Genomic DNA, 22,533 nt, shown 5'->3' on the forward strand with positions numbered 1-22,533 from the left:
ACAAGAGGCTCCCTTTTTCCCCGCGTTCCGCGGGTCTGCTGGGGCGTCGCCAAGCGGTAAGGCAGCGGTTTTTGGTACCGCCATACGCAGGTTCGAATCCTGCCGCCCCAGCCAATCCTCACCCCACCCGCGCTACGCTTCTCCGCAACTGTCGGAAGTAGCTAACGATGAGACTCGGTAGCTAAGGATGGGAATCCGCACTTAACGATGAGACTGCGGATTCGTTAACCATCTGAAAATGCGATATTCCACACGCGGACGAAAAATTGGAGTCGGACTGTTTCTGCGTTCCGCTATCATCGGCTGTCGGAACTTTGCCGGAGCTGTTAGCCCGTCTTATTCACGAAGGAGCTGGGATGTCTGCCTGCGAGAGGGTGTGGGTAAAGGGCATCCCGCCGGAACAGGGTTCAGCGTGGGGGCTTCGGGTTTGAGGTTGCGGACGGGCGGGGTGGTTGGGGGCGATGAATATCCCAGCGATCACCGGCCGATTGGCATCAGGGCGATGGTGACATGGCAGATGATGTGGCGTCGGGGCACGCTGCGGCGAAGGCGATGCGAACGCGGGCGGCGGTTTTGATGATCCGGGCCCCCAGCTTCAGCAGGTGCAGGCGGAATGTGTCGAATAAGCGGAAGCTGGCCGCTTACTTATGGCAAGCGAGGCAGACTTTCGTCTTGCCGTACAGTTCGTCGATATCAAGCGGCTCGGGCTGCGGTCTCAGCGGATTGGGCTGCTTCCTGGAGCGCATTCGAACTACCCGGCGTTCGTGATCGACGCGGATCGCTGCGATACGCTCCGGCTGTGCCAATTCCTCCAATGACTCGCCCAGACTCCAGGTGAAGGGAGAGCCATGGCTCAACGCGGTTTTCTCGTAGCTCTTGGCCTCCTCGAATGCCTCGGGATGCTGTTCGAGCAACCGCACCCATTCGATCTTCTGCTGGAAGAAGCAGAAGGTGCAGCCCGAGCGAGACCGCCAGGCATAGTATCTGGGGAGCCCCAGGCCGGACGCTTCGAGAATCTCCAGCACACCCGCCTTGTCGATTCCAGCCTCCTTGAATGGGAGCCGGATAGTTAGCCCTTTTTGCGTCGCCGTGTAGCCCTCCCGATATTCCTCGTCGGCCCGGATCGCTACATAGCTGACGATCTGCTGCCCGGCCTGCAAGAGTGGCTTCAACCAAGCTTCAAAGGGACGAAGCTTGAGCTGCCGCGTACACCAGCGGGTCTGTGGCGAAGGCAGGAAATCATTGTAACGCTTCAGCCAGAAGTCAAAGTCGCGGTCCGGGTTGAGCCGCAGAATCGCCTTGCCTAGAAAGCCTTCAAGCTTGCCTAGAAACTCATAAACTTCCGGCAGTTCTTTGCCTGTGTCGGTGAAGAAATACTCGATATCGAGGTCGGGGTAATTCTGGCGCATGTATACGGCTAGGGCCGCACTATCCTTTCCGCCAGACAGACCAAGGACGTGTTTCATATTATTCAGCATGGCACGACGCCTTGCAGGAAGGATTCTCGCACGCCGTCTCGCCTTCGCCCAGATACCGGGCACTCATTTCGGCTAGAGCCGCAAGGATGACGTTGCGCCGCCGCGTATCGGTGCCGGCAAGCGCGTACTCCACGCGACCGATCAGGTCATTGACCGCCGCGCGATCAGCATCCGTTATGGCGAACTCGCCGGAAACCGGGGTTGGGCGGCCCTCCCGTCCGACGACAACGGCCATCGCAAGCCGCTTGTCGGGCCGCCCCTTCACTCGTGCGAAGGCTTCGGCACGAATGAACTTCTGCGCTAGGTCGGAAATCTCGATGCCGGCCTGATCGAGGTCGGCATCCACCCAATCTCGCGGCGGCTTGTTGGCGGCGAGACTCGCGATCTCCTCCATGCCCTTGTCGCCTCCTGCGAAGGTGGCGAGACGACCGACGAAGGCGTTGAGCCTGAAGTCCCCTGTTAACTGCTGAATGTTCTTCGCCCTTGAACGCAACTCGGTGAGCGCCTGGGAGGACGAGTTCGGAACCCCCAGCTCGGCGAGCATCATCTCTTGCAGGCGGGCAAGCATGTCCGCGTAGGCTTTGGTCAACTCCTGAAGGCCGTCGCGAATCCGCATGATCACTGTGTCGATCTCGGCGTCCGGTCGATCGGCGCCGCTGCCGAAGACGCTCGGGATATCGTCGAAGAGAAATTTGTTCGGGTCCGACGCCTGCTTGAAGAGTGAACGGACCTGAACGGCATTGGCCGATAGGCGTGCCGTGCGCTTGGTCCAGGGCTGCAAGCGTTCGTGAATGCCGACAAGGCCGCGCGCGACATTGATCGGCTCAAGATGCACGAGGCGATTTTTTCCATCGATCTCGCGCACGATCGCGGCGAGATCGGACAGGGTGCGACGCGACAAAACGGACAACTCCATCCAGCGGACCTGGATCGACGCGGCATCCGTCGCGAGATAATCGACATCGATATCCGAAAAGCGCGCCTGAAAAAAACCGTCGCGGTAGATCGCGAGCCGATCCCGCCGGGCGAGAAGAAGGGCAACACCCAGGATCGGCAAAAGCCCCTGTTTGATCCCGTAAGGCGGTCGGCTCCAGAGCGCGAACAGTTCGGCCATGCCGACCGTACGTCGCGCATTGCTTTCGAGGAAAGTGACGGCCATTGTCCATGCTGGGAGCAATCCGCACGGGTCGTTGGCTTCCGTAGGCGCGATGAAACGCCATTTATCGGACGCGAGCCCGTACAGCCCCGCCTTCAAAAGGATGGAGTCGAACAGTCCTCCCTCGGCCGGGTAACCGTTGATCCCGAGGCGCTCCTCTCCTTCGCGCTCGACCATCAGCTTGAGCAACGCTTTTTGGGCCGCGACGGCATTCGACGATGGCGATTGCCGGTTTACCAGTTCGTTCGGAAGCCTCGGCGCCAAGGCATACCGCGCATCCGCGATATCGGACGCAAGGCCGTTCAGTTCCGAATAGGAATAGCGGACGGGATAGGTGCCACGCCGATACCAATCCGCAGTTTCGAACATCTTTCCGAGGTCCGATTCCAGCCGGGCGCGGATATCGGCAAGGCGGGCTGATACCTCGCGCCGGGCAACGGGATCGCTGCGGAGTTCCGTTCGCTCCTCGACGATCTTGCTCATGGCAAGGAATTCACGGGCGAACTGGATGACCTGCCAAGATGCCGAGGAAAGACCGATGACCACCTCGCCCTCGGCGGCTTCGGCCGCCTCGAGGCACATCTGCGCGGCTTTCGATTTGGTCTCGTTGGCGGTCGGAATGACCAGAAGGAACCGTCCGGTCGCGCCGTCGTTCCCGGCATCAACTGCGATGCGGTCGGACAGTTCCGCCAAAGGGACAAAATCGACATCGAACCATCGGAAGGCGCCGGTCGCGTGGTAATGTCGCTTGGCAAGAAGCGGCTGCAAGCCTGCCAGCGTTCTCAACTCGCGAAAATTGACAGCCGGGATGGTGGAAAGCTCCTCGGAAAGCGCCTGATCAATGTCAAAATCGCTTCCGGCATAGATGGCGTAGGCGTCGAGGTGTTTGCGATAGACGATCAACGACCATCGTTGAAGATCGTCAAGGGCTTTGTCGGCGGCGGTCGGCCCGTCTCCCGCACAGGTCGCAAGCACCTTCGGTGTTGCGGCTAGCCCCGAGCGCTCGCGGAACAGGTCGAGGAGCGCGATAGTCTTGAGAATCCGGACGTGAACACCGGACGCGCCGATTGTTTCGCCGCGTTCGATCACTTCGACGGCCATTGACCAGCGGTGGCCGTCGGGCGAGGCGAGGATTGCCGGTTCAAGGTTGGTTCGCAGATAATCCCAAAGGCGATCCGGCGCGAAAACGTCGCCGTCGTCCGCGTTGCGCAAAAAATCTTGGAAGCCGAACGGCTCCGCCGAATTGAGGAACCCGAAGAGGCTGCGCTGGTTCTGCCCGAACCGCCGCCGCGAAATGGGACCAAGCATGCAGGCGACGATGGGATGGAGCGGCCAGCACCGTTCGAGCGTTATGGCGATGTCGGCTGCGGCACCGGGGCGGCCCGATCGAACCGCTTCAGCGGCGCTCAAACTGGCCTGCGACGGCTGCTTCGAGTGGTGGTCGGAGTGAATCGCGCGCGTGAGCAGGTCGAGTTGCTCGTCGCCGGCCGTGTTCACGACCAAATCAATGAAGCGCCCCTGGACTTTTGCCCACTCGTCCCGCAAATCCCGTGAAACGCGGGTTGCGTACTCGTCAAAGCCCTGGTGAAGAATGCCGACAACAATCAGGCGTCCTTTGCTCCGCGCGGCAGATTCCGCGAGGCGTTGAAAGAGGAAAATGTCGTGGCCAGCTTGGGCGGCACCTTCAAGAAACTTGCCCATTTCATCGAGGAAGAGGACCACGCCGCCATGCTGGTCCGGATTTTCGGCTGAGAGCTTCTCGACGACAGCGATCACCTTGTCGTCGGTCCATGGACCTACGGCGCTCCTGGGGATGTGGTGGCTAGCGGCAAGCGCCGTGCCGATGACCTCCGAAGGCTCTGCCCGTTGGCCGACGACGGGAAGAATTCGCCACCCTTTGGCTTTGGGCGGCAAGGCCGCCCAAAGCGTTTCGACGACATCTTTGCCGATGGTCGCGACGGCTTCCTTTCTCAAGGCGGCATCGCCGTTAAGGGCGGCGCTGAGAGCAACCACCAAGCTCGACTTGCCGCTGCCATAGGGGCCGGTCCACGTAAATGCAGCGTGGCCGGTTTCGCCGACATGGCGGGCCATGGTCATCAGAACGTCGGCCGATGATCGCGGACATATGAACCCCTCAAGGGCTTTCGGGTCGCCGAGGTCGGTGTCGATCCGGATAGAACGCTGGAAACGACGGGTGACATGAACACGGTCGATCAAGCTCATCATGCCGCCTTTCGTCCGTGCCTGGCCTTATAGTCGCCCCGAAGAAGGTCCTGCGCCTCCGTGGGATCGAGCGGATGGTCGCGAAGCATCTGCTTGAGCCCGGCAGTCTCGGACCAGCGAAAGTTCCCTTTGGTCGCATCTTCAAGGCCGAACAGGTGGTCGGCAAGATCAGGTTCGTCCAAAAGGAAAACCCGACCCGGTGAGCCGGGTTCGTACGCTACCATCTCGAAAGATAGCGTTCGCGTCGAGCCCTGCCGGTTCCAGAAATCGTTGAGCGCGACGGCGAACACGCCGTCCGGCAGCGTCGCCTTACTTCCTCGCGCCAGATGAAAATGACCCTTGTGTCCGCGCACCAATCCGAGCTCGGCGAGTGGCGATTCAAGGCTTTCTTCGATGGGACCATGAAGCCCGGAAGGCCGCGTTTCATACATCCGGACGAAGCACTCGACGTCACGCTGCACCGTGGTCCGCGCCACGCGCTTCCAACCCCGGCTTTCGCTGAGGCGCATCAACCCCTCGACAAGATCGTCGCGCTTGAAATTGACACTCGTGAAATGATTGAAAACCCAAAACCAAGTGGTCTTGATCGGGCGCACCGGATCGCCGCAGCACAGAAGCCAATGAATATGCCAAAGGGAAGCGGTCGACTCAAGATAGGGATCGACCCCGTTTTCCCCGAACAGGAAATCGCCTATTTCCGTGGTGGTGAGCTGACCCGCTGCGGAATCTTCGGCGATGATGCCGCAGCAATTAGCCCAATGCCGTATAGACGCGACCATGTTCTTGCCGACACCGAAGCGGGCAATGGCCTCGTCGCTCCGAAAGATTTGGCGGCTGTCGGGCAAACTCTGACCGGCGGCCACGGCATCGTAAGCCTTCTTGAGCCAGCCATAGCGGAGCGGGAAGGTTTCATGGCCCGAAAAGGCGGGCCTGTACTCGTCCCGGTAGAGGGGTCCTCGAACCATAGGGCACCTGGATGAAGCAACCAGATCGACATTATAAGCCATATGGGATAACGTCAACCGCTCCTGGAAGATTTCTCCAGGGCGGGGCGTGAGGCCGCGATTTTTTCGGGATGAGCCGCGATGCGCGAATGGTACGGTGATTGTAATCAACAAATATATCTCGACTATCAGGCGTCTACGCCCATGGACTCGCGTGTAATCTCCGCGATGGGGGAGCATTATTCCGTCTCGTTCGCAAATCCCCATGCGACAGATCACGCCCTTGGATGGGCTGCGCATAAGGCTATTGAGGATGCATCGGCAAAGATCGCTGGTGTTCTTCAGGTCGATGCCGACGAGATTATCTTTACATCAGGAGCAACGGAGGCGAACAACCTGGCCCTTCTGGGGCTGGCGCGTCGCGCGTTGCCGGGGCGACGGCGGATTCTTGTCAGTGCTATCGAGCACAGGTCGATTCTAGCTGCCGCTCGCGCAGCGGAACGGGTCGGCATTCAGGTCGATTTTCTCCCGGTGACGGACGAAGGCATCGTCGATCCGGCAGAGCTGATGGAGCGGCTCGGCGACGACGTGCTGCTGGTGTCGGTGATGGCAGTTAACAACGAGGTCGGCAGCCTACAACCGGTCAAAGCCCTTGCTGACGCGGCCCACGGTGTTGGGGCCCTTTTCCATACGGACGCGGTCCATGCGCCGACAGCAGGTATCGTCGATATGGCGGAAGTGGACGCCGACCTGGCGAGTTTCTCCGCCCACAAAATCTACGGCCCGAAGGGAATAGGCTGCCTTTATGTGCGCCGCGATCTGCACGACCGGATCGAGCCCTTGATGTATGGCGGCGGACAGCAGCAGGGATTGCGGCCCGGAACGCTGCCGGTGCCGCTCTGTGTGGGGTTCGCCGTCGCGATGGGATTGATGGCCGGAGCCGAGGCCGACGCCGAGCGCAAGCGCATCGCGACGCTGCGCGACCTATTCGTCGAACGCCTACGCCGAGCGATTCCGTGCGTCCTCCTCAACGGGCCTAGGTTGGTTGGACGCCATCCCGGCAACGCCAATCTCCGTTTCGCCGGGTTTGATGCATATGAGCTGCTGGCGATGATGCAGCCGAGAATCGCCGCATCGACGGGCTCGGCCTGCGCCTCGGGGAGTGTCGAGCCTTCCCACGTCCTGCGCGCTCTTGGCCTCTCGATCGCGGACACCAATGCCTCGGTTCGATTCGGGATCGGACGGTTCACATCCTCCCGCGATATCGACGAGGCAATCGCCGTAATTGTCGGAACTGCAAATAAGTACGATGATGGGAATAAAGTAATGCCCAGAAATACTTTCTAACACGCATGCTGCAGGCCAGGCTAACTTTCTTGTTATGCACCCACTTTTTTTCGGAGCAGGGATTCTATTTCTTCTGAAATATTCCAAATAGGATTGCCGTCGCCATCCTTGAGCATCTCTACGACTTTCGGTAATCCCGCGACAGCAAGGCCGTTAGCCAACGCCATCATTCGGCGGGGTTCGGAAATAATCTCCAATTCGCTGCTTTGGGCGACCGCGATCAGCATGAGGGCATGAACCCGCCAGGGATCACTGCCGATGATTGACCCTTCGATGATCTTATAGGTATCGAGCTTCGCCAAGGCGGCGGGCTTCAAGCCGAGCCTGGCGGCGACGCAGATCGCGAGAAACCAGAGATCAACCATGCGCGGAAAGGGGCTTTGGTCAATGACGGCGCGTCCGCCCGTTTGGCAATAGCGCTGGAAGGTTTCCCGGAATTCCTCGGGAACGCTGACATCAATGCCCTGAAACGGGTTGCTCTGGTATTTGTCGGCCACGGTACGCCCCGCTATGACGTCAGATCGAGTTCAAGGTCGGCATCCTGCCGGCGCTGGCAAACCTGGCACTCCCGCTTGTGGTTGCAATCGCAGCGGAGAACCTTTCGGTCGCTCACGCCGGGATCGTTGATGAGCATCTTCGGGTAATGGGCAGGATTGGTCAGGGTGAAGATGACACCCGCCGCCTCGTCGAGAAGTTCCTCGCATCCCGCGATCTCGGAATGGGTCAGAAAGAGGACGAGTTGGGCACTTTCGCGGATGGCGGTGCGGAGCACGGACCGCTTCACATAGCCGCTCATCATACCGAGAGGTGTATCGATGACGTTAGGGGCCTCGACATCGCTCACCTTGGTCAATGCCAAGATGAAAGCGAGCGTCAGGGCACGGCGGGACGCGCCGTTGAGGTCGCGGTCCGGATTCAGGGTGTGTTCGTTGGGGCCATAGACGATGATGTCGAATTCCGGACTGATTTCCGCGCGCTGAATGATGGCCCCCTGTTTGGGGTCCGCACCGATCATCTCCAGGAAAGTCCGGTTCATCAACTCGCTGACCTTCGCCAACTCCTCGTTGGTGATCTGCTTGTAGGCACCATCCAACACCCGAATGACGTCCTGGGTGACCTCGAGTTCGGACAGGATGCGCGTGCCCTTTTTCTGCTCGCGCAGCATCCGGTCGCGCTCGGCCGTGAGAAACTCGCAGTCGCGATTAAGATTGGCGAGTTGGGTTTCGAGGGAGGATTCCTTGTAGAGGAAGCGATCCCTCTGGTCTTTGTATTTCCGCAAGGTTTCGCGAAGCCCCTGAATATCGGTGTCCGGGAGGGCGTCGAGTTGCAATTCCAGAGCCCGGAACCTCTTGCCCGCGTCTTCTCGCAAGTTTTGAAGCGTGTCGCGATTCTCGACGACCTTTGTGTAATCGGCGATCCAGCCGGAGCTCTCGCCTCCCACCTGCGGCTGCAACGGCTTAGAACTGAAATAGAGGTCCGTCACGATGGCCTGCAAGGCATCCGAACTGCGGCTATCCTCGATAAGCTTGTGGATATGGCTGCGGCGGGCGCTGCCATCCGCCGAGTTACAGTCCAGGGACGCGCCACAGATACAGACCTCCGCGTTGAGCCTGTCCTCCAGGACGGGGATGGCCATCTTCGGGAAATCCTGGCGGTTACGCTTCTTGTCCAGGATATCGAAGGCGCTCTGGAGAACCGGTGCCAACAGGTCACGCGCTAGAGCCAAGCTTCGGAACAGCGCGGAATGGTCCTTGTTCGCGGCGACGATGCGGTCGTCGATGCGGGTGATTTCCTTTTTCGCCTCTTCCATGTCTCGACGAAGTTTGTCTTTGTCGCCTTTCTGAAGCGCGGCGGCGATCTTCTTGTCGATCTCGTTGATACGCTCGTCGAAGGCCATGAACTGCTGACGGGCATCTTCCTTATCCGCCTTGTGCTTGGCTATATCCTCTTTGATTTCCTCCAGCTGGGAGGCGATCCTGCCGAGGTCGGCTCCCATGCCGGCCTTTTTGGCGAGCCTGTTGACTTCCGCCGCCGTTCTGTTGATGTGCCCGATAGCCTTCTCGATCACGCTCAGGCCAAGCAACGACCGGATGGCCTTTTGCACGCGGTCGCGCTTGGTCGAGAGGGCCACGTCGGCTTCAATGAAGCTCAAGGCCCGGTCGCCATCGGTGAAGAATATCTCCCTCAGTTCGGGCGGGAGCTCATCGTTGATATAGGATTCCGGAGGTGCAAGCGGCGCGGTACCGTGATCGGCCAGGGCAAAAAGTTTTACGGTGGAGGGGGACCGACGCCATGAGGACCCGTCAATCTCCTCGAAGGCGGACCGGATAAGTCGGCGCCGATGCCTCGTTTCCTTCAGGCCACTCGCTGCCTTGTGGTACTTTGCGACCTCGAACTCGACGGAGACGGTGACTGGCACGCGCTTCCCCTGCGCGATGTTCCAATCGATCGGATGTAGCCGGTAATCCTCGCCACGTCCCGGCAGAGCCGCGTCTCCGTAGAGCGCCCATTGTAGAGCGGTCAGGATCGTCGTCTTTCCCGTTTCATTGGCGGCGCGGATAACAGTGAGCCTGCGCTCAGAATCGGTCGAAAAATTAATCTCCAGGTCTCGGAGCAGTCTGAAGTTCTGGAATTCCGCGCGGACCAGCTTCATCGGCTATGCCTCCTGATCCGCATGAATCTGGCCCCGGTGCTGCGCCAGGAGGCGACCGACGGTGTTGCATCGGTCGTTGATTTTCTGCTGGATATTCGTACCCTGAACGCTGTGCTTACGCTCTTCCTCAAGGATCTCGGAGACCGTCTCAATGATTTCCTCTTGGTAGCCAGGGCATCGCTCTTCGAGCTTTTGGCATTGCTCAAGGATGATGGAAATGATCTTCCGCTCATTGAGTGGCATTCCCTTTCCCCCTCACTCGCCGAACGCGGCGTTCACGAGCTGATCTATAACTGGCAACGGGCCGTCGGGCTTTCCGGCGTTCCTCGCCAGGCTGGCAAATTCCTGGGCGCGGCGCAGCTCGGATCGGATCAACGCACGCGCTTCCTTGTCAAGACTTTCACCCATGAGAGGCGGCAGCGCAAGAAAGTCATAGATGACACTGTACGTTTTACCGATCGATCTGCACGTTCTCAGAAGGCGCCCTCGCCTTTGAATCCACTGTCGCTCGACCGTCGTGCTCGCGAGAATGAACGCCTTGCAGATTTGCGGGATATTCACGCCCTCGTCGAGAACGCGCTTGGCCGTGAGAACCTGTAGTTCGCCCTCCTGGAATGAGCGGATGATGCGCGCCGTGTTTTCCCTGTCGTGCGTTTCTTCAGATGTTAATTGATGGAAGAGAACCCCATTGTCGAGCAGGGCGCGGTTGACTTCGCTGAGCTGCGCCGGTCCTTTGTCCGTCGCGTAAATAAGCGTGTGCTTGAGGGTTTTCAGGTCTTCCTTGTTCAGGAGAGCGCGGAGGGCGTCGATCTTGCCATGAGCCGTTTCCAGAAGCGCGCGACGATCGCGGTAGAGCTTGGTCAGGTATTCATCGGGCGCGCCGTCGCCCTGACGCCATGTATTCTGCTTGATCTTGACCGTCAGTTCGTACCAGGCGTCCATTTCGGTCGCTGTCAGCGTCACCGGGCAGAGATAGTAGTCGTACTCCACTAGGCAGCGCCCGATAGCTTCCTCCAGCGTGAAGCGGAACACGACATCGCCAAAGAAGGCAAAGATCGCGTCGGTGCCATCAGGGTCGTACTGCCGAACGGGCGTCGCCGACAGCGCAAGACGGTGCTCGAAGAAATCGGGCGGATGGGAGACGAAGGCCTCGCGCCCGAGATTGTGTGCCTCGTCGGCAACGAGAAGTCGGGCGCAATCGAAAGCACCCACGGCATCGTGAAACTCCTGGGAACAGAGGGTGTCATGGCTGATAACAACGACCTCAACTTGGGAGAGGCTGAGCCGCAGGCGCCGCTTGACCTGCTGAAGCACGCGGGAACGTGCCGCCGCGTTGCCGACCGTCGTCAGATTGACCGGCTTGACGCCGAAGGACTCGATCTCGTCGCACCATTGCTGGATCAGCGGAATGTAGGGCGCGGCGACGACGATCAAGAGCGGGCTCGCCGTCTCGAAAAGACGATAGGCGCCAATCATCGAGGTAAGCGTCTTGCCCGATCCGGTCGCCATTTCCAAAACGCCCCGGAAGCCGGCGTCGCACCACGCCCTGATCGCTCTGCCTTGATGCTCGAAAGGGCCTTCGTCGAACTTAAGCCAAGCGGGTATCGAGAACGAGGGCTTCGGCCTGACGGGCGTCGCGTCGTCGGGCATAGGCACCTCCGGCTGCGGAACCGACTGTTGCATCGCCTGGGCATAGAGGGCTCGGCATTCGTCCTCGGTCGGCGCATATTCCGATGAAAAGGCCCGAAGAATTTTGTCCTTGATTGCGGTCGGAAGCGAGACGACGACGCAGTTATCCTCCTTGTTCTCCCAAAGCCGACTGAATTGATAGCGGAGTTTCTCGATGATGTAGTTCTGGGTGGGATCGACCCACGACTTGGAAATGGTGACCTGCTCGAAATTCCGTGCGATCCCGGCATTGGTCATATTGCTTGATCCGTGGGCCGCGAAAGCGTCCTTCCCGGCTTCGAAAATCCAGACTTTCGGGTGGAACAGGGCGTCTTCCATGAGCGCAATCTGAACTTCGAGTCGGCCCGCGTGGAGGAGATAGGCAAGGCAGCGGAGCGTGTGTTGGCGAAGCAAGTCCTCCGTGACGAGAAGTTGCTCAAGCGCGTCTTTCGCCAAAACCTCCGGTCGTGCAGTGCCGTCCTTGAGGGCCTGCATGTCCTCGATCCGAAGAAAGGGGCTTACGATGAGGCGGAACGTGCTCGTCGTGCTGTTGATGTAGGTCGCCAACCCAGGGGCGAGCGAGGCAAGAACCGCGCTCGAAAAAAATCCGACCATGCAACTCGCTTTCTGGGCCTCCTGGAAAGCGGGCACCAAAACTTCGTCGATCAAATTGTCGTTGGGGATAAAATAGAGGGGCTTGGCGTCGTTCAGGGTCCTCAGCTTCTGCGCGTCGGTGTCCTGCGAGTCCCCCCCGTTAGCGTTCTGAACATGCGACATCACACACGGCCCTGACTCCTGGGAGGAGGAATGCGAACGCGAGCCTTTTCGGCTGCGCAAAAATAGCATGGGCGGCGCGGAGAGGTCACGCCCTTGGCCCCTGATTAGGATGCTCCATTAGCGGTATCGTCCAGCACATTTTACGTTTCGGGTTATAATTTCTATCCGGCATTAGGACGGGGCGAGCGGAAGCTTTACAATCTCCCAGCTAATATGGTGAGCACGTCATTACCGAAGGAGGATCCGGTATGGTTTTCTCCGAAAGTCCGGTATCCCTGCGCCCCTCCCTGCAACCCGATGAAACCTTGGGCTCGTGGCTGACGCGAATCGCGCTGGCCAACGGCCTCAGCCCTTCCGAGTTCTACCCGATCGTCCTGCCGGGCGGACGCCTGTACAGGACCGACCTGGACCGGTTGGCGTGCGACGACCTGGTGCGGAACCTGGCGGCCTATGCCGGGGCCGAGGAGGCGGAGGTTGCCGCCGCCACCTTCCGTCGCTGGGCGGGGTTGCTTTTCGAAGCCGACGACGGCCGCCGGAAACTGACTTGGCTACCCTGGGTCGGAACGGCGGGTGGTCGGACCTCGTTCGGGCAGCAGGCCTGTCCCCTGTGCTTGGTCGAAGATTCTCATCCCTATTTCCGCATGACCTGGCGGCTGGGCTTCGTGACCGCCTGTCCCCGCCACGGGATTCTGCTGATCGACCGATGTCCCGCATGCGGTGAACCCTTGCAGCCCCTTTTTCTGCCCCCGCCGAACGGTCGTGACCGGCTGATCGGCTGCTGGAAGTGCGGTGCCGATTACCGCCGGGCTCCGAAGGTCTCCGTCCTCGATCCCGGCGCCGTCGAGAGGGAGGGCGGCTGGAGGAAAATCGCCCGGGAGGGCTGGGCCATGCTGGGTGACTACGGTCCCCAGTATTCCCTGGCCTGGTTTCCGATCCTCTGGCGGGTCTATCGCCTGCTCGCGACGGGTCGCTTCGCCTTCCCCCTGCGGACGGGGGTGGCCGACCGCAACCGTGCGATGCCCCGTCCGGAGAACTTGCCCATGGTGAAGGAGGTGGAGAGGCTCAACCCCCGCTGCCGCCAGGCGCTGCTGTCCATGGCCGACGAACTGCTGCGGGATTGGCCGCGCGTCTTCGTCGAAGCCTGCCGGGAGGTGGGCATTGCCAGCCGGATCCTGATCAAGGACCACGCCGACGCCCCCTTCGCCTATCGCGATCCCGTGGTGAGACACCTCAGCCAGCCGATGCGGACGATGGGGGCCGACGAGACCAAGGCGGTCACCCGGTTGCTGGAAGGGGAAGGGCGCATTCCGACCCTGAAGAACCTTCTCGCCGTTTCGGGAGTGAAGGCCGGGGCCTTCGCCGATGCGGCTCCGGCGCGTCCGGTGCGGCCCTACGGCACCCATCGCTACTGGAAGTTGGACGGCGTTTCTGCCGAGGTTCGCGCCGCAGCCAAGGCCGCCGCCCATCGGGCCGGGGAGAAGGTCGGGCCGTGGGTTGAACAAGTCCTGCGGCAAAAGCTTGCGCGCGAAAGACGGGCGCATCATATCCCGAAATAATTGCGGGGGAATCCGTCATATTCGGGGGCCGAAGGGACGATGCCTGTCCGTCGCATTCCGCGAAGCCATCGCAACCTGACCGGGGTCGTCAGCCCCGGTCCCGGGCGCCGGGGTATCGCCTGCGAATCCCCGTTGGAGCGGGATTTCGTCATCCTCACCTTGTTCGACCCTGATGTGGTCGAGGTAGAAGAACAGCCAGTGCGCGTTCCTCTTCCCGGGGGGAGAGGGCGAGCGGCTTATTACGTTCCCGATTTCCTGGTGCGTCGGCGGGTGGGCGGCACGTCCCTGGTGGAGGTGAAGCCGAGCCAGATATTGGCCGCAGAGGGAGCGAATCTGGAGCCGAAGTTTGCCGCAGCCCGCGGGTACGCAGCCGGGCGGCGTTGGTCTTTCGAAGTATGGACGGAACGCGAGATTCGGACGGTACGGTTGGACAACGCCAAGTTCCTGCTGTCCTTCCGGTCGCGGGCCATGGATCCGGGGCTTTGCCTGGCGGTGATGCGCGCGGTTGCCGACGGCGCGGAATCCGTCGCGGGGATCGTCGCCAAGGCCGAGGGAGAGCGCGAACGGGGACGGTGGCTGGCCTGCCTGTGGCACCTGCTCGCCACCGGGCGTCTGGCGGCGGACTTGGGGTGTAGTTCATTGAACATGGACAGCCGCGTCATGGCGGCGGCGAGCGGAGAGCGAGATGTCGTCTAGGATGAAAACCTATCGGAAGGGAACGTCCTGCCGCGTCGCCGGTCGTGCCTGCACCATCCGGCAGGTGGTCGCCGCGGACCGGGTTCTGGTCCGCTTCAAGGATACCGGCGACATCGAAGAGGTTTCCGTAGCCGCTCTTTGCCCCCTCGACGATGAATCCGTGGCGGAAGCATGCCGCCCAGTCGATGCTCTGACGCAGGCCGAGTTCGAGGAAGCGCAACGGCGCCGGGATGTGGTGAAGGAACTGATTCCGCTGTCCGGTCGTGCGCGCGGATCCCGCATCAGGGAGATCGTCGAGGAAATCGGCGTCTCGAAGTCCACCTTGTATCGCTGGTTGAGAGCCGCTGATGAGGGCGGGACGCTGTCCGCCCTGGCGCCGCAACGGGCCAAAGTGCGCAAGAGGCGACTTTCCAAGAAGGTCGAGGCGATCGCTTCCGGCGTCATCGAGAACGCCTTTCTGACCATGCAGAAACTCAAGGGCAGCAAGGTCGTTGATCTGGTCAGGATGAAATGCCGGGCCGCCCACCTGAAGGCGCCGTCCGAGAAGACCATCAGAAGCCGCCTCAACGAAGTCGACGCGCGACGGAAGACGAAAATGCGCGAAGGCAGGAAGGCCGCCCGCGACCGCTACGACGAGGTGAAGGGGGCGTTCCCTGGGGCCGAGTACCCTTTGGATGTGGTTCAGATCGACCACACGCCTCTCGATATCGAAGTGGTCGACGACGAACACCGCCTGCCCATCGGCCGCCCCTGGCTGACGCTTGCTATGGACGTATGCAGTCGGATGGTGACCGGGTTGTATTTGTCCCTGGATGCGCCCAGTGCTTTCTCGGTGGGGATGTGCATCCGCCATTCTGTGCTGGAGAAGGACGCCGGGCTGGGGCGTCTCGGGGTTGCGGGGCAGTGGCCGGTGTGGGGGATGATGAAGACCCTTCACGCCGACAACGGCAAGGATTTCCGCAGCGAGCTTCTCCGGAAGGCATGCGAACAGCACGGCGTGAATCTGGCTTGGCGGCCGGTGCGGACGCCTCACTACGGCGGGCATATCGAACGGATTCTCGGAACCTTCGCCGGGGAAATCCACGCGCTTCCGGGGACGACCTTCTCCAACGTCAAGGAACGGGGCGAATACAAATCGGACCAGAAAGCGGTGATGACCCTGGACGAACTCGAGAGGTGGCTCACCGATCTCATCGTCAACGTCTACCACAAGAAGGAACACTCGGCCCTGAAGATGCCGCCGCTCGTCCGTTGGCAGCAGGGCATCGTCGGCGACGGTAAGCGGAAGGGTATCGGGTTGCCCGATCCCATCGCCAATCCGGAGAGGCTGCGCCTCGACTTCCTTCCCTTCACCGAGCGGTCCGTCCAGAGGGAGGGCATCGCCTGGGATAACGTATTCTATTACGCAGACGTGTTGCGGCCCTGGATCAACGCCCGCAAGGGGAGAACGGCGGTGAAATTCCTGGTCCGCCGGGACCCCAGGGATATCAGCAGGATCTGGTTCTTCGACCCGAAGATCGGCGACTACGTCGTCGTTCCCTATCGAACGCTCACGCGGCCCAGCATCAGCGTTTGGGAACTGCGGGCGGCGACCGCTCGGGTCAAGGAGCAAGGGCGCCGGGAAGTCGACGAGGACGGTATCTTTGAGGCCCTGGCGCGCATGCAGGAGATCGTCGAGACGGCCTCCAAGGAGACCAGGAAAGCCCGCCGTGCCAGGCAGGCCGGGAAGCAACGCGCGGTTTCGTTGGCGCGGGAGGCCAAGGACGGGGGGACGGGTCCCTTCGAGCCGAGGCTGGTGGTCGACAACGACGGTTCGGTCCCGCCGAAAGGCGGCGTCTCCGGGGATGAGCGGTTCGAATTCTCCGACGAAGAACTCAAGGACAAATGGGAACGGTGGTGAGGCAACGAATGCAGGCTGTTCTTCCCCTTTCGACGGCAAACGACGATTTCGGCGATTCCGGCGAGGACCGGTGGCTGCCCTATCCCGTGGCCGAGCGGATTTTGGCGCATATGCAGGAAATGCTGGACGTCCCGCAGTCGGACCGCCCTCCGGGAATGCTCGTCTACGGGCAGACCAACAACGGAAAGACGACGGTTGCACGGCGCTTCCAGAGGCTGGTCAATGCGCAGGCGCGGCGCGGCAAAGAGGGAGACGAGATGCCCGTCGTCTACGTCCAGACCCCGCCGGGTCCGGATGTCGGCCATGCTTGTGCCCTGTTGCTCCGGGCTGTCGGGGCGGCGGTTCCCGCTACTGCAACGCGGCAACGGCGTGTCGAACAGGTGACGGCCGTTCTCCCCAAAGTTGGGGCAAGGATGCTCATCTTCGACGAAATTCATAACATCCTGACTGGGGCGTCGGGCGATACGATGTATTTCCTGAATTTCCTGAAGTTCATCAGTAACGAGCTGAGGCTGCCAATCGTGACCGTCGGCACCGACGAGGCTCGGGTCGCCATGCAGACCGACCAGCAGATCGGCAACCGCTTCACGCCGATGCAGATGCCGCCTTGGAGGGTGGACAGGGAATTCGCCCTGTTCGCCATCCAGGTGTTCCGGGGAGAGCGCTTGGACGGCAGCGATTTGTTCCGCAATACGGAAGCGGTGAGAAAACTCCATGCCCAGACCGCAGGCCTGACCGGCGAAGTACGGGCGTTCGCGCGGAAGGTGGCGGCTCGGGCCGTCGATCCCGGCCACAAACTGGCGATATCCGACCTGAACGTCCCCGGCTGGATGTCGCCCGACGGACGTCGGCGATAAGGGAAGGGCGCACGGCAGCCGCGTCGAAACACGCTTGCCGTGCGCCTCATCCTGTCCTATAACCACGGCTCGGCAATTTTTTCGACATAGTCGGCCAACGACGGCCACCCCGAACCCGGACAGGGCAACCTGTGCCGGGTTGTCGTCGCTCGTGGGGAGGCTGAACCATGCTCGACGGCATTTTGTCGCTCATCGCACAGCAGTGGGAAAACCAGATCTTCGCCGGCGGTCTTGCCCTAGGCGCACTGGGCACCGCCTTGGCGCTGTTCGGCCGCCTGGGATGGGGGCGTGCCGTCTGCTGGCCGCGCGGGTTTTCCCCACCGTCACCGTCGACCGCCGTTCGCCGCTTTTCGACTACATGCAGGCGTGGCTGGCCGAACATCCCTATACCGGGCGCTGCCGGAGTCTGGTCGCGGCCACCGGTGCCGAGGGCGGCGACGGAGAAGATGGAATCCGCCTCGTGCCTGGGGAGGGGGGACACATCCTGCGTCAGGGCGGAGTCTGGTTCTGGCTGAGGCGCAGCCGGGCGACCGCCGAGGGGAAATATGCACACGCTCAAAGCCAGCGGGAGACGATCGAGCTTCGTGCTCTTACCCCACATCGCGGTGCCCTGGTCGGACTGATCGACGAAGTGGTTCGCTGCCATGGCGATCGGGCCGGAACCCTGGCTTTCTACTCCGCCGCCTCATACGGCGAATGGGTGGAATCCGGTCGCATTCCCCGCCGCCCCCTGGACAGCGTTTTCGTCGCCGACGGCATTGATGTCCTGCTGTTGGAGGATGCCCGTCGTTTCCTGGTGCGTCAGGCGTGGTACGCGGAGCGCGGGGTGCCGTGGCGCCGGGGTTACCTGTTCCACGGCCTGCCGGGAACCGGCAAGACCAGCCTGATCCGGGCGCTGGCCAGCGAGTTGGACCTCGATCTCGCGGCGCTCGACCTGTCGATGCCGGAATTGAACGACAGCAGCTTGCGGGAGTTGCTCGGCAGCCTGCCCAAACGCGCTGCCCTGGTGCTGGAGGATATCGATACCGTGGCGCCGGGGCGAGACCCCAAGGCCGAGCGCAAGCTGAGCCTGAGCGGCCTGCTGAACGCGCTCGACGGCCTGGGCGCGGCGGAAGGCCGCCTGATGTTCATGACCAGCAATCACCCCGAACGCCTCGACCCCGCCCTGATCCGTCCTGGCAGGATCGATCTGTCCGTTTCCATCGGCCCCCTGGGGCCGGTCGACGCGGCGCGCATGATCGCCCGCTTCCATCCCGATCGCCCCGATCTGGTCGCTGAAATCCTGGAATCGCTCGCCGGTCGTGACATTCCCGCCGCCGAGCTGCAGGCGCTGATGCTGAATTGTGCAGATGATTTGTCTGCTACAACACTGAACGATCCCACCTTGGAACCGCGACATGGGCCGTAAGCCCATTAAGGCCATTATGTCATTCATAAGTTAAGAAGGTTAGGTGGGCAGTCTTGATAATGTGAACTAACGCTTCTGGCAATGGAAAATCCTTGCGCGGCACCCCTGAAAGTTGTCAACTCAGGCCGGAATATCAACGGCGTGAGGGCGCTATTTTGGCAGGGGGATATACTCATCTGACGTTGGTGCGCTCAGCAATAACCAGCGTCTGCAACCGAAAATATGAGAGTGGCGTTTTGCCTTGGCAGAGCGCGCTTGCTGATGTGCTCGAAATTTGGAGCCGCTACGCCTACCTCGGTGGAGTGAGCCCCGACTACCCATATCTGGGGTTCGACGCTGAGTGGGCAGATCATATGCATAAAGGGGGCACCGACCGCATGGTAAGTGCGGCCATGCCTGCAATCTATCGTGAGAAGAAGAACAACTCCGGCGGACGCGTCTGGCAGCAGCAGTTTGCTTGGCTGCTTGGGCTAGCAGCGCACGTTGTTACTGACGTGGTAATTCACCCAGTGGTCAATCTCAAGGTCGGGAAATACGAGGCCAACAAGGTCCGTCATCGCCTTTGCGAGATGAACCAGGATGTCTGGATATATCGTCGCCGCATCAATCTCGATCTCCATTACTCTGACAATATGAAGACCGAAGTCAAGTCGTGTGGTCGCCGTTTCGACCTTGAGGATGCCGTTGAGGATCTGTGGGCGGCGTGTATGGAAACTGCTTACGGTGAACGTCCGGGTGATCATCAGATCGACAAGTGGCATGCAGCGTTCCAATCCCTCGTCGATTTTGCGGAAAATGGATGCAGAATTCCGTTCTTCAGCCGCCATCTCGTCGATGGTGCCGTCGCCTATCCCGACTTTGACGATGCCGCGCACTCGGAATTCGTCACAAATCTTCTGGTGCCGCTTGGAGATGACCTCAATGCCGACGGCATCGCCGTCGAGAGCGGTCAACCGATGGCCTTCGATGCGATATTCGATCGTGCTTTAGAGAAGACGCAGGAGCTCTGGGACGTTCTTGCCCTTGATCTGTTCGAGAGGGACATGGTTGGCAATGCCCACCTGACGGCATTCAAGGACTGGAACCTCGACACTGGCGCGGACAATGTTACTGGACGCTTGTCGTTGTGGTGAAAGAGGAAACGATGCGTAACCCACTGATGGCGTGTCTTGTTCTCGCGTTTCTGGTACCCGCCGCACCGCCTGCCAATGCGGCATCGCAGAGCGAGTTGGAGACCATGGCCGCCTCTGCCGACGCACTTGCCCGTATCGCCCGTCGCCTCGGTGGACCAGGGGTCGCCGACGACGATTTGGCGGATCGAATTGGCCGAGATCATCCCGATGTACTGCTCCCGTTCGCAGGTTACCACGTCATCGTGCGGGGCGGAGGCGCGGTGCTTATCTGCACTTCCGATGGCCGTTACGGTTTGGTCGAGGACTACGCCTGCACGCCACAAGTTGACGTGCGGCTGTTCGATCTTCCCAGTGCACCGTGCGCCTTTACCATGAGCCCTACTGCCGCATGCTCCCAGAGCGGAGGTCCATAACATGCTTGTACGCTGCCTGATTGCCGCATTTATAGCATCCATTCCCGTTGCTGCCTTTGCCGCTCCCCCTACCGATGAGGTGATTACGGTCGAGGCTATCTGGACCTCACGGGTCGTCGAACGTGAAGCCACAGACCGTCTGCACTCACCGGTTCCGGTGGCGCCGCTTACCTTATGGACGCGCATTAGCGGCACGCCGGAGGCGCTACAACGCCTCGAACATGGGGGGCTGCCGCTACGCCACGTGTGGATGCGGCAGGCCCCTGGTGGGCTGGAATCAGACGGCGCTCCCGAGGTGATCGACGAAGTTCCCCTCGACATCGCTGGCATTGAGGCGTTACGGGCGAAACTACGACAGGAAGTGGCGCAGCGTGGCCACTTCGATTGGCGTACTTGGAGCACCAAACAAAACCTGCGCCCGGGAATTTGGCTGGTACGACTGCTTTATGCCGATCGTTCACCGGTCGCCTGCCGTAGCGACGGACGCATGATCGAGGACTGTCTAATCCGCATCACTGTTGGTACTGCACCGGGGAGGACGCGATGACCCCTGAAGTCGAAGCCGCTGCGGAAAAGCGCATTGCACGTGTTCGCCATCTTCAGGACGCGGTAGCGGTTTTGCTGCGTTACAATTCCGAAGCTGCTTTCAAAAGCACGCCGGAGGAACTGATCCGATCGGTAGCGCCAGTGCTACGCAAGTCAGCGGACGAGGTTGACGAAGAAGGTGAAATCGCCCTCTGGCGGGGTTGTGATCGCCTCACGCAAATGATCGCGCCTACAACCCTTGAAAGCGCAAAACTTGTTATCGAACTGGCAGATTGGGAAACCACCGAGAACCGCAAGGAACGGCTGCCGAGCGCTGATAGTGTTCATTGCTGCAAATGGTTGTGGGTTTCGGGGGCCATCGCGTGCCTTTTCGTCTATATCGTCGCTCAGAGTGGGGCGGTCATACTTGGTCGCGCTTTGGAGGACCTGAAATATTATCAGGCGCAGATGGAGGATATCGCACAGCAGCGGGTGATGGCCAAAGACAGTGGCTCCGGATTCTTGGATCGTCTAGAGGCTAAGAGAACCAATGCGGAGGCTGGGCTCGTCGCGGCGCGTAGAACCATCATCGCATTTCCTTGGGTTCCTGAGCTGGAAGCTTCCGATTTATCTTCCGAAATGGTTAATGGTTCCGAAGTCCGGGATGAGATTGCTTCCGCCCGTGCAACTGAGACCTATGGCAGAATTTATCTTGACGTCCTTCAGGGTTACCTCATCCCGGTGCTTCTGGGGCTGATTGGCGCCTGCGCCTACATTATTCGTCAGTTCAGTTGGTCAATCGCCAACCATACCTATCGCGCGGCCAACAGAATCCGCGACTGGGTGCGGATCGTTCAGGGTGCAACTTTTGGAGCGCTTGCAGGTATTCTGGTCAGCGCATTGGGTGGTGAGGTCAGGGGCGGGGAATTCTCGATTCCGCTGGTGGCTCTGTTGTTCGGGTACAGTTCCGATCTTGCCTTTAAGACCGCTGATCAGCTCATCAACCGGTTCAAAAATTGGATCAAGCCTACGTCGGAATCGACCAAGGCAAGTTCGAGAGATGTGCCGGATTCTCAGATCCCAGGAGCGGGGTGACGTCAGTTTCTAAGTGCAAGGTTTGATCTACTGCTGTGATCCGAGGGGGCCTTTCTTAGCCCTTGTGTCGTTCGTCTGCATGGGACTGCCCTAGGTCAGTTCCTTCGGCAGAGAAGAAGTCATCCCAAGGGGCCGCAGGGATTTCCTGTTCCGTGGGGGAGGCTGGCGGCTCGTCGGCCGATTTGGCGTGTGTCATGACCACTCGCCCCGTATCGCCGATTTCGTATTCGATTTCGTCTCCGGGGTGCAATTCCAAGGCGGCACGGATTGGTCGCGGAATTGTCGTGCGGAACTTATTCGAGAGCTTGCTGGTGATCACGGGGTGCCTCGTTCGGCAAATAGCCTTTTCGCTGGATGGTATCCGCGGGTGGCGGTCACAGAAACTCCTGTCCTCGCGGCATGTCGTCGGATATGTCCGGAAGGTTTTCCGGGGTGACGGCGGCGAGCAATTCGGCGAGGGAGTAGGATGGTTGCGCTCTTGCGATCTGCACCATGTTCCCTTCGACCGTGATGTCGACAGGAATTTCCTCGGCCAGACCCGCCGCTACGGCGATGTTTCGCGGCAGACGGACAGCCAGGGAGTGCCCCCACCGGGCGACCCGCGTTCTCATATGTTCCGTCTCCTCCGTAAGCGTCATCTGATGGCTGCCTTGCGGGGGATGGCGTGCCCTGCGTGAATGACCTGTTGCTACGGCGAGAGGTCA

General features: G+C 60.6%; 18 protein-coding genes, 1 tRNA gene and 1 pseudogene. 11 read left to right on the forward strand and 9 right to left on the reverse strand.

The window, feature by feature from the left end; genetic code table 11:
- The first annotated feature begins 39 nt into the window (after nt 1–39).
- Nucleotides 40–114: transfer RNA gene (locus O7R11_RS07715), tRNA-Gln, on the forward strand.
- Nucleotides 115–641: 527 nt separating this feature from the next.
- On the opposite strand, the gene O7R11_RS07720 is transcribed toward O7R11_RS07715, so the two are convergent.
- Genes O7R11_RS07720 through O7R11_RS07730 form a run of 3 tightly spaced genes read right to left on the reverse strand, consistent with a single transcriptional unit; the run spans nt 642 to nt 5,822 of the window.
- Complete coding sequence (locus tag O7R11_RS07720) at nt 642–1,478, reverse strand: phosphoadenosine phosphosulfate reductase domain-containing protein (RefSeq protein ID WP_337996924.1); 837 nt, start codon at nt 1,476–1,478, stop codon at nt 642–644.
- A complete protein-coding gene (locus tag O7R11_RS07725) occupies nt 1,468–4,860 on the reverse strand; it encodes a hypothetical protein (protein ID WP_337996925.1) in 3,393 nt (1,130 codons plus the stop codon). Before O7R11_RS07725 ends, O7R11_RS07720 begins: the two co-directional genes overlap by 11 nt.
- Nucleotides 4,857–5,822 carry a DUF4007 family protein gene (locus O7R11_RS07730; RefSeq protein ID WP_337996926.1) on the reverse strand — a complete coding sequence of 322 codons (966 nt, stop codon included), beginning with the start codon at nt 5,820–5,822 and terminating at the stop codon, nt 4,857–4,859. Before O7R11_RS07730 ends, O7R11_RS07725 begins: the two co-directional genes overlap by 4 nt.
- A 120-nt stretch (nt 5,823–5,942) precedes the next feature.
- Between O7R11_RS07730 and O7R11_RS07735 the strand changes: the two genes are divergently transcribed.
- On the forward strand, nt 5,943–7,148 hold the full coding sequence (locus O7R11_RS07735) for a cysteine desulfurase family protein (RefSeq protein ID WP_337996927.1): 1,206 nt from the start codon (nt 5,943–5,945) through the stop codon (nt 7,146–7,148).
- A gap of 32 nt (nt 7,149–7,180) precedes the next feature.
- On the opposite strand, the gene O7R11_RS07740 is transcribed toward O7R11_RS07735, so the two are convergent.
- The 4 genes from O7R11_RS07740 to O7R11_RS07755 are packed head-to-tail and all read right to left on the reverse strand — an operon-like array spanning nt 7,181 to nt 12,246.
- Nucleotides 7,181–7,645 carry a hypothetical protein gene (locus O7R11_RS07740; protein WP_337996928.1) on the reverse strand — a complete coding sequence of 155 codons (465 nt, stop codon included), beginning with the start codon at nt 7,643–7,645 and terminating at the stop codon, nt 7,181–7,183.
- Nucleotides 7,646–7,656: 11 nt separating this feature from the next.
- A complete protein-coding gene (locus O7R11_RS07745) occupies nt 7,657–9,801 on the reverse strand; it encodes an AAA family ATPase (protein WP_337996929.1) in 2,145 nt (714 codons plus the stop codon).
- Nucleotides 9,802–9,804: 3 nt separating this feature from the next.
- Nucleotides 9,805–10,044 (reverse strand): hypothetical protein, encoded by a 240-nt coding sequence (locus O7R11_RS07750; protein WP_337996930.1) that lies wholly within the window; start codon nt 10,042–10,044, stop codon nt 9,805–9,807.
- A gap of 12 nt (nt 10,045–10,056) precedes the next feature.
- Complete coding sequence (locus O7R11_RS07755; protein ID WP_337996931.1) at nt 10,057–12,246, reverse strand: DEAD/DEAH box helicase family protein; 2,190 nt, start codon at nt 12,244–12,246, stop codon at nt 10,057–10,059.
- Between the two features lie 248 nt (nt 12,247–12,494).
- Between O7R11_RS07755 and O7R11_RS07760 the strand changes: the two genes are divergently transcribed.
- The 9 genes and pseudogenes from O7R11_RS07760 to O7R11_RS07795 all read left to right on the forward strand — a co-directional run bounded on the left by O7R11_RS07760 (nt 12,495) and on the right by O7R11_RS07795 (nt 21,829).
- Nucleotides 12,495–13,802 carry a TniQ family protein gene (locus tag O7R11_RS07760; protein ID WP_337996932.1) on the forward strand — a complete coding sequence of 436 codons (1,308 nt, stop codon included), beginning with the start codon at nt 12,495–12,497 and terminating at the stop codon, nt 13,800–13,802.
- 39 nt (nt 13,803–13,841) lie between these two features.
- Nucleotides 13,842–14,195 (forward strand): annotated as a pseudogene (locus tag O7R11_RS14960) (TnsA endonuclease N-terminal domain-containing protein); the annotation flags it as partial.
- 33 nt (nt 14,196–14,228) lie between these two features.
- The gene (locus tag O7R11_RS07765; RefSeq protein WP_337996933.1) at nt 14,229–14,498 is read left to right on the forward strand and encodes a hypothetical protein; all 270 of its coding nucleotides are present in this window, start codon (nt 14,229–14,231) and stop codon (nt 14,496–14,498) included.
- Entirely contained in the window at nt 14,488–16,398 is a 1,911-nt protein-coding gene (locus tag O7R11_RS07770; RefSeq protein WP_337996934.1) for a Mu transposase C-terminal domain-containing protein, read from the forward strand. Before O7R11_RS07765 ends, O7R11_RS07770 begins: the two co-directional genes overlap by 11 nt.
- On the forward strand, nt 16,383–17,255 hold the full coding sequence (locus O7R11_RS07775; RefSeq protein ID WP_337996935.1) for a TniB family NTP-binding protein: 873 nt from the start codon (nt 16,383–16,385) through the stop codon (nt 17,253–17,255). Before O7R11_RS07770 ends, O7R11_RS07775 begins: the two co-directional genes overlap by 16 nt.
- Before the next feature lie 280 nt (nt 17,256–17,535).
- Entirely contained in the window at nt 17,536–18,663 is a 1,128-nt protein-coding gene (locus tag O7R11_RS07780; protein ID WP_337996936.1) for a BCS1 and AAA domain-containing protein, read from the forward strand.
- Nucleotides 18,664–18,755: 92 nt separating this feature from the next.
- On the forward strand, nt 18,756–19,796 hold the full coding sequence (locus O7R11_RS07785) for a zinc dependent phospholipase C family protein (RefSeq protein WP_337996937.1): 1,041 nt from the start codon (nt 18,756–18,758) through the stop codon (nt 19,794–19,796).
- Nucleotides 19,797–20,210: 414 nt separating this feature from the next.
- Nucleotides 20,211–20,756 carry a hypothetical protein gene (locus tag O7R11_RS07790; RefSeq protein ID WP_337996938.1) on the forward strand — a complete coding sequence of 182 codons (546 nt, stop codon included), beginning with the start codon at nt 20,211–20,213 and terminating at the stop codon, nt 20,754–20,756.
- A complete protein-coding gene (locus tag O7R11_RS07795; RefSeq protein ID WP_337996939.1) occupies nt 20,753–21,829 on the forward strand; it encodes a hypothetical protein in 1,077 nt (358 codons plus the stop codon). The genes O7R11_RS07790 and O7R11_RS07795 overlap by 4 nt, the downstream gene beginning before the upstream one ends.
- A 55-nt stretch (nt 21,830–21,884) precedes the next feature.
- Here O7R11_RS07795 and O7R11_RS07800 read toward each other — a convergent pair whose 3' ends face one another.
- A complete protein-coding gene (locus O7R11_RS07800; RefSeq protein ID WP_337996940.1) occupies nt 21,885–22,148 on the reverse strand; it encodes a type II toxin-antitoxin system PrlF family antitoxin in 264 nt (87 codons plus the stop codon).
- Nucleotides 22,149–22,203: 55 nt separating this feature from the next.
- Entirely contained in the window at nt 22,204–22,467 is a 264-nt protein-coding gene (locus O7R11_RS07805) for an AbrB/MazE/SpoVT family DNA-binding domain-containing protein (protein WP_337996941.1), read from the reverse strand.
- Between the last annotated feature and the right edge of the window lie 66 nt (nt 22,468–22,533).

The sequence above is a fragment of the Oleispirillum naphthae genome, assembly GCA_027864655.1.
In the GTDB taxonomy this organism is placed as follows: domain Bacteria; phylum Pseudomonadota; class Alphaproteobacteria; order Rhodospirillales; family Rhodospirillaceae; genus Oleispirillum; species Oleispirillum naphthae.

Bases quoted from the DNA above. Each gene is read 5' to 3' on its own strand.
- O7R11_RS07760 (WP_337996932.1), top strand. From the start codon at position 12,495: ATGGTTTTCTCCGAAAGTCCGGTATCCCTGCGCCCCTCCCTGCAACCC.
- O7R11_RS07730 (WP_337996926.1), bottom strand. From the start codon at position 5,822: ATGGTTCGAGGACCCCTCTACCGGGACGAGTACAGGCCCGCCTTTTCG.
- O7R11_RS07775 (WP_337996935.1), top strand. From the start codon at position 16,383: ATGGGAACGGTGGTGAGGCAACGAATGCAGGCTGTTCTTCCCCTTTCG.
- O7R11_RS07725 (WP_337996925.1), bottom strand. From the start codon at position 4,860: ATGATGAGCTTGATCGACCGTGTTCATGTCACCCGTCGTTTCCAGCGT.
- O7R11_RS07745 (WP_337996929.1), bottom strand. From the start codon at position 9,801: ATGAAGCTGGTCCGCGCGGAATTCCAGAACTTCAGACTGCTCCGAGAC.
- O7R11_RS07720 (WP_337996924.1), bottom strand. From the start codon at position 1,478: ATGCTGAATAATATGAAACACGTCCTTGGTCTGTCTGGCGGAAAGGAT.
- O7R11_RS07780 (WP_337996936.1), top strand. From the start codon at position 17,536: ATGGGGGCGTGCCGTCTGCTGGCCGCGCGGGTTTTCCCCACCGTCACC.
- O7R11_RS07750 (WP_337996930.1), bottom strand. From the start codon at position 10,044: ATGCCACTCAATGAGCGGAAGATCATTTCCATCATCCTTGAGCAATGC.
- O7R11_RS07755 (WP_337996931.1), bottom strand. From the start codon at position 12,246: ATGTCGCATGTTCAGAACGCTAACGGGGGGGACTCGCAGGACACCGAC.
- O7R11_RS07795 (WP_337996939.1), top strand. From the start codon at position 20,753: ATGACCCCTGAAGTCGAAGCCGCTGCGGAAAAGCGCATTGCACGTGTT.
- O7R11_RS07790 (WP_337996938.1), top strand. From the start codon at position 20,211: ATGCTTGTACGCTGCCTGATTGCCGCATTTATAGCATCCATTCCCGTT.
- O7R11_RS07735 (WP_337996927.1), top strand. From the start codon at position 5,943: ATGCGCGAATGGTACGGTGATTGTAATCAACAAATATATCTCGACTAT.
- O7R11_RS07770 (WP_337996934.1), top strand. From the start codon at position 14,488: ATGTCGTCTAGGATGAAAACCTATCGGAAGGGAACGTCCTGCCGCGTC.
- O7R11_RS07805 (WP_337996941.1), bottom strand. From the start codon at position 22,467: ATGACGCTTACGGAGGAGACGGAACATATGAGAACGCGGGTCGCCCGG.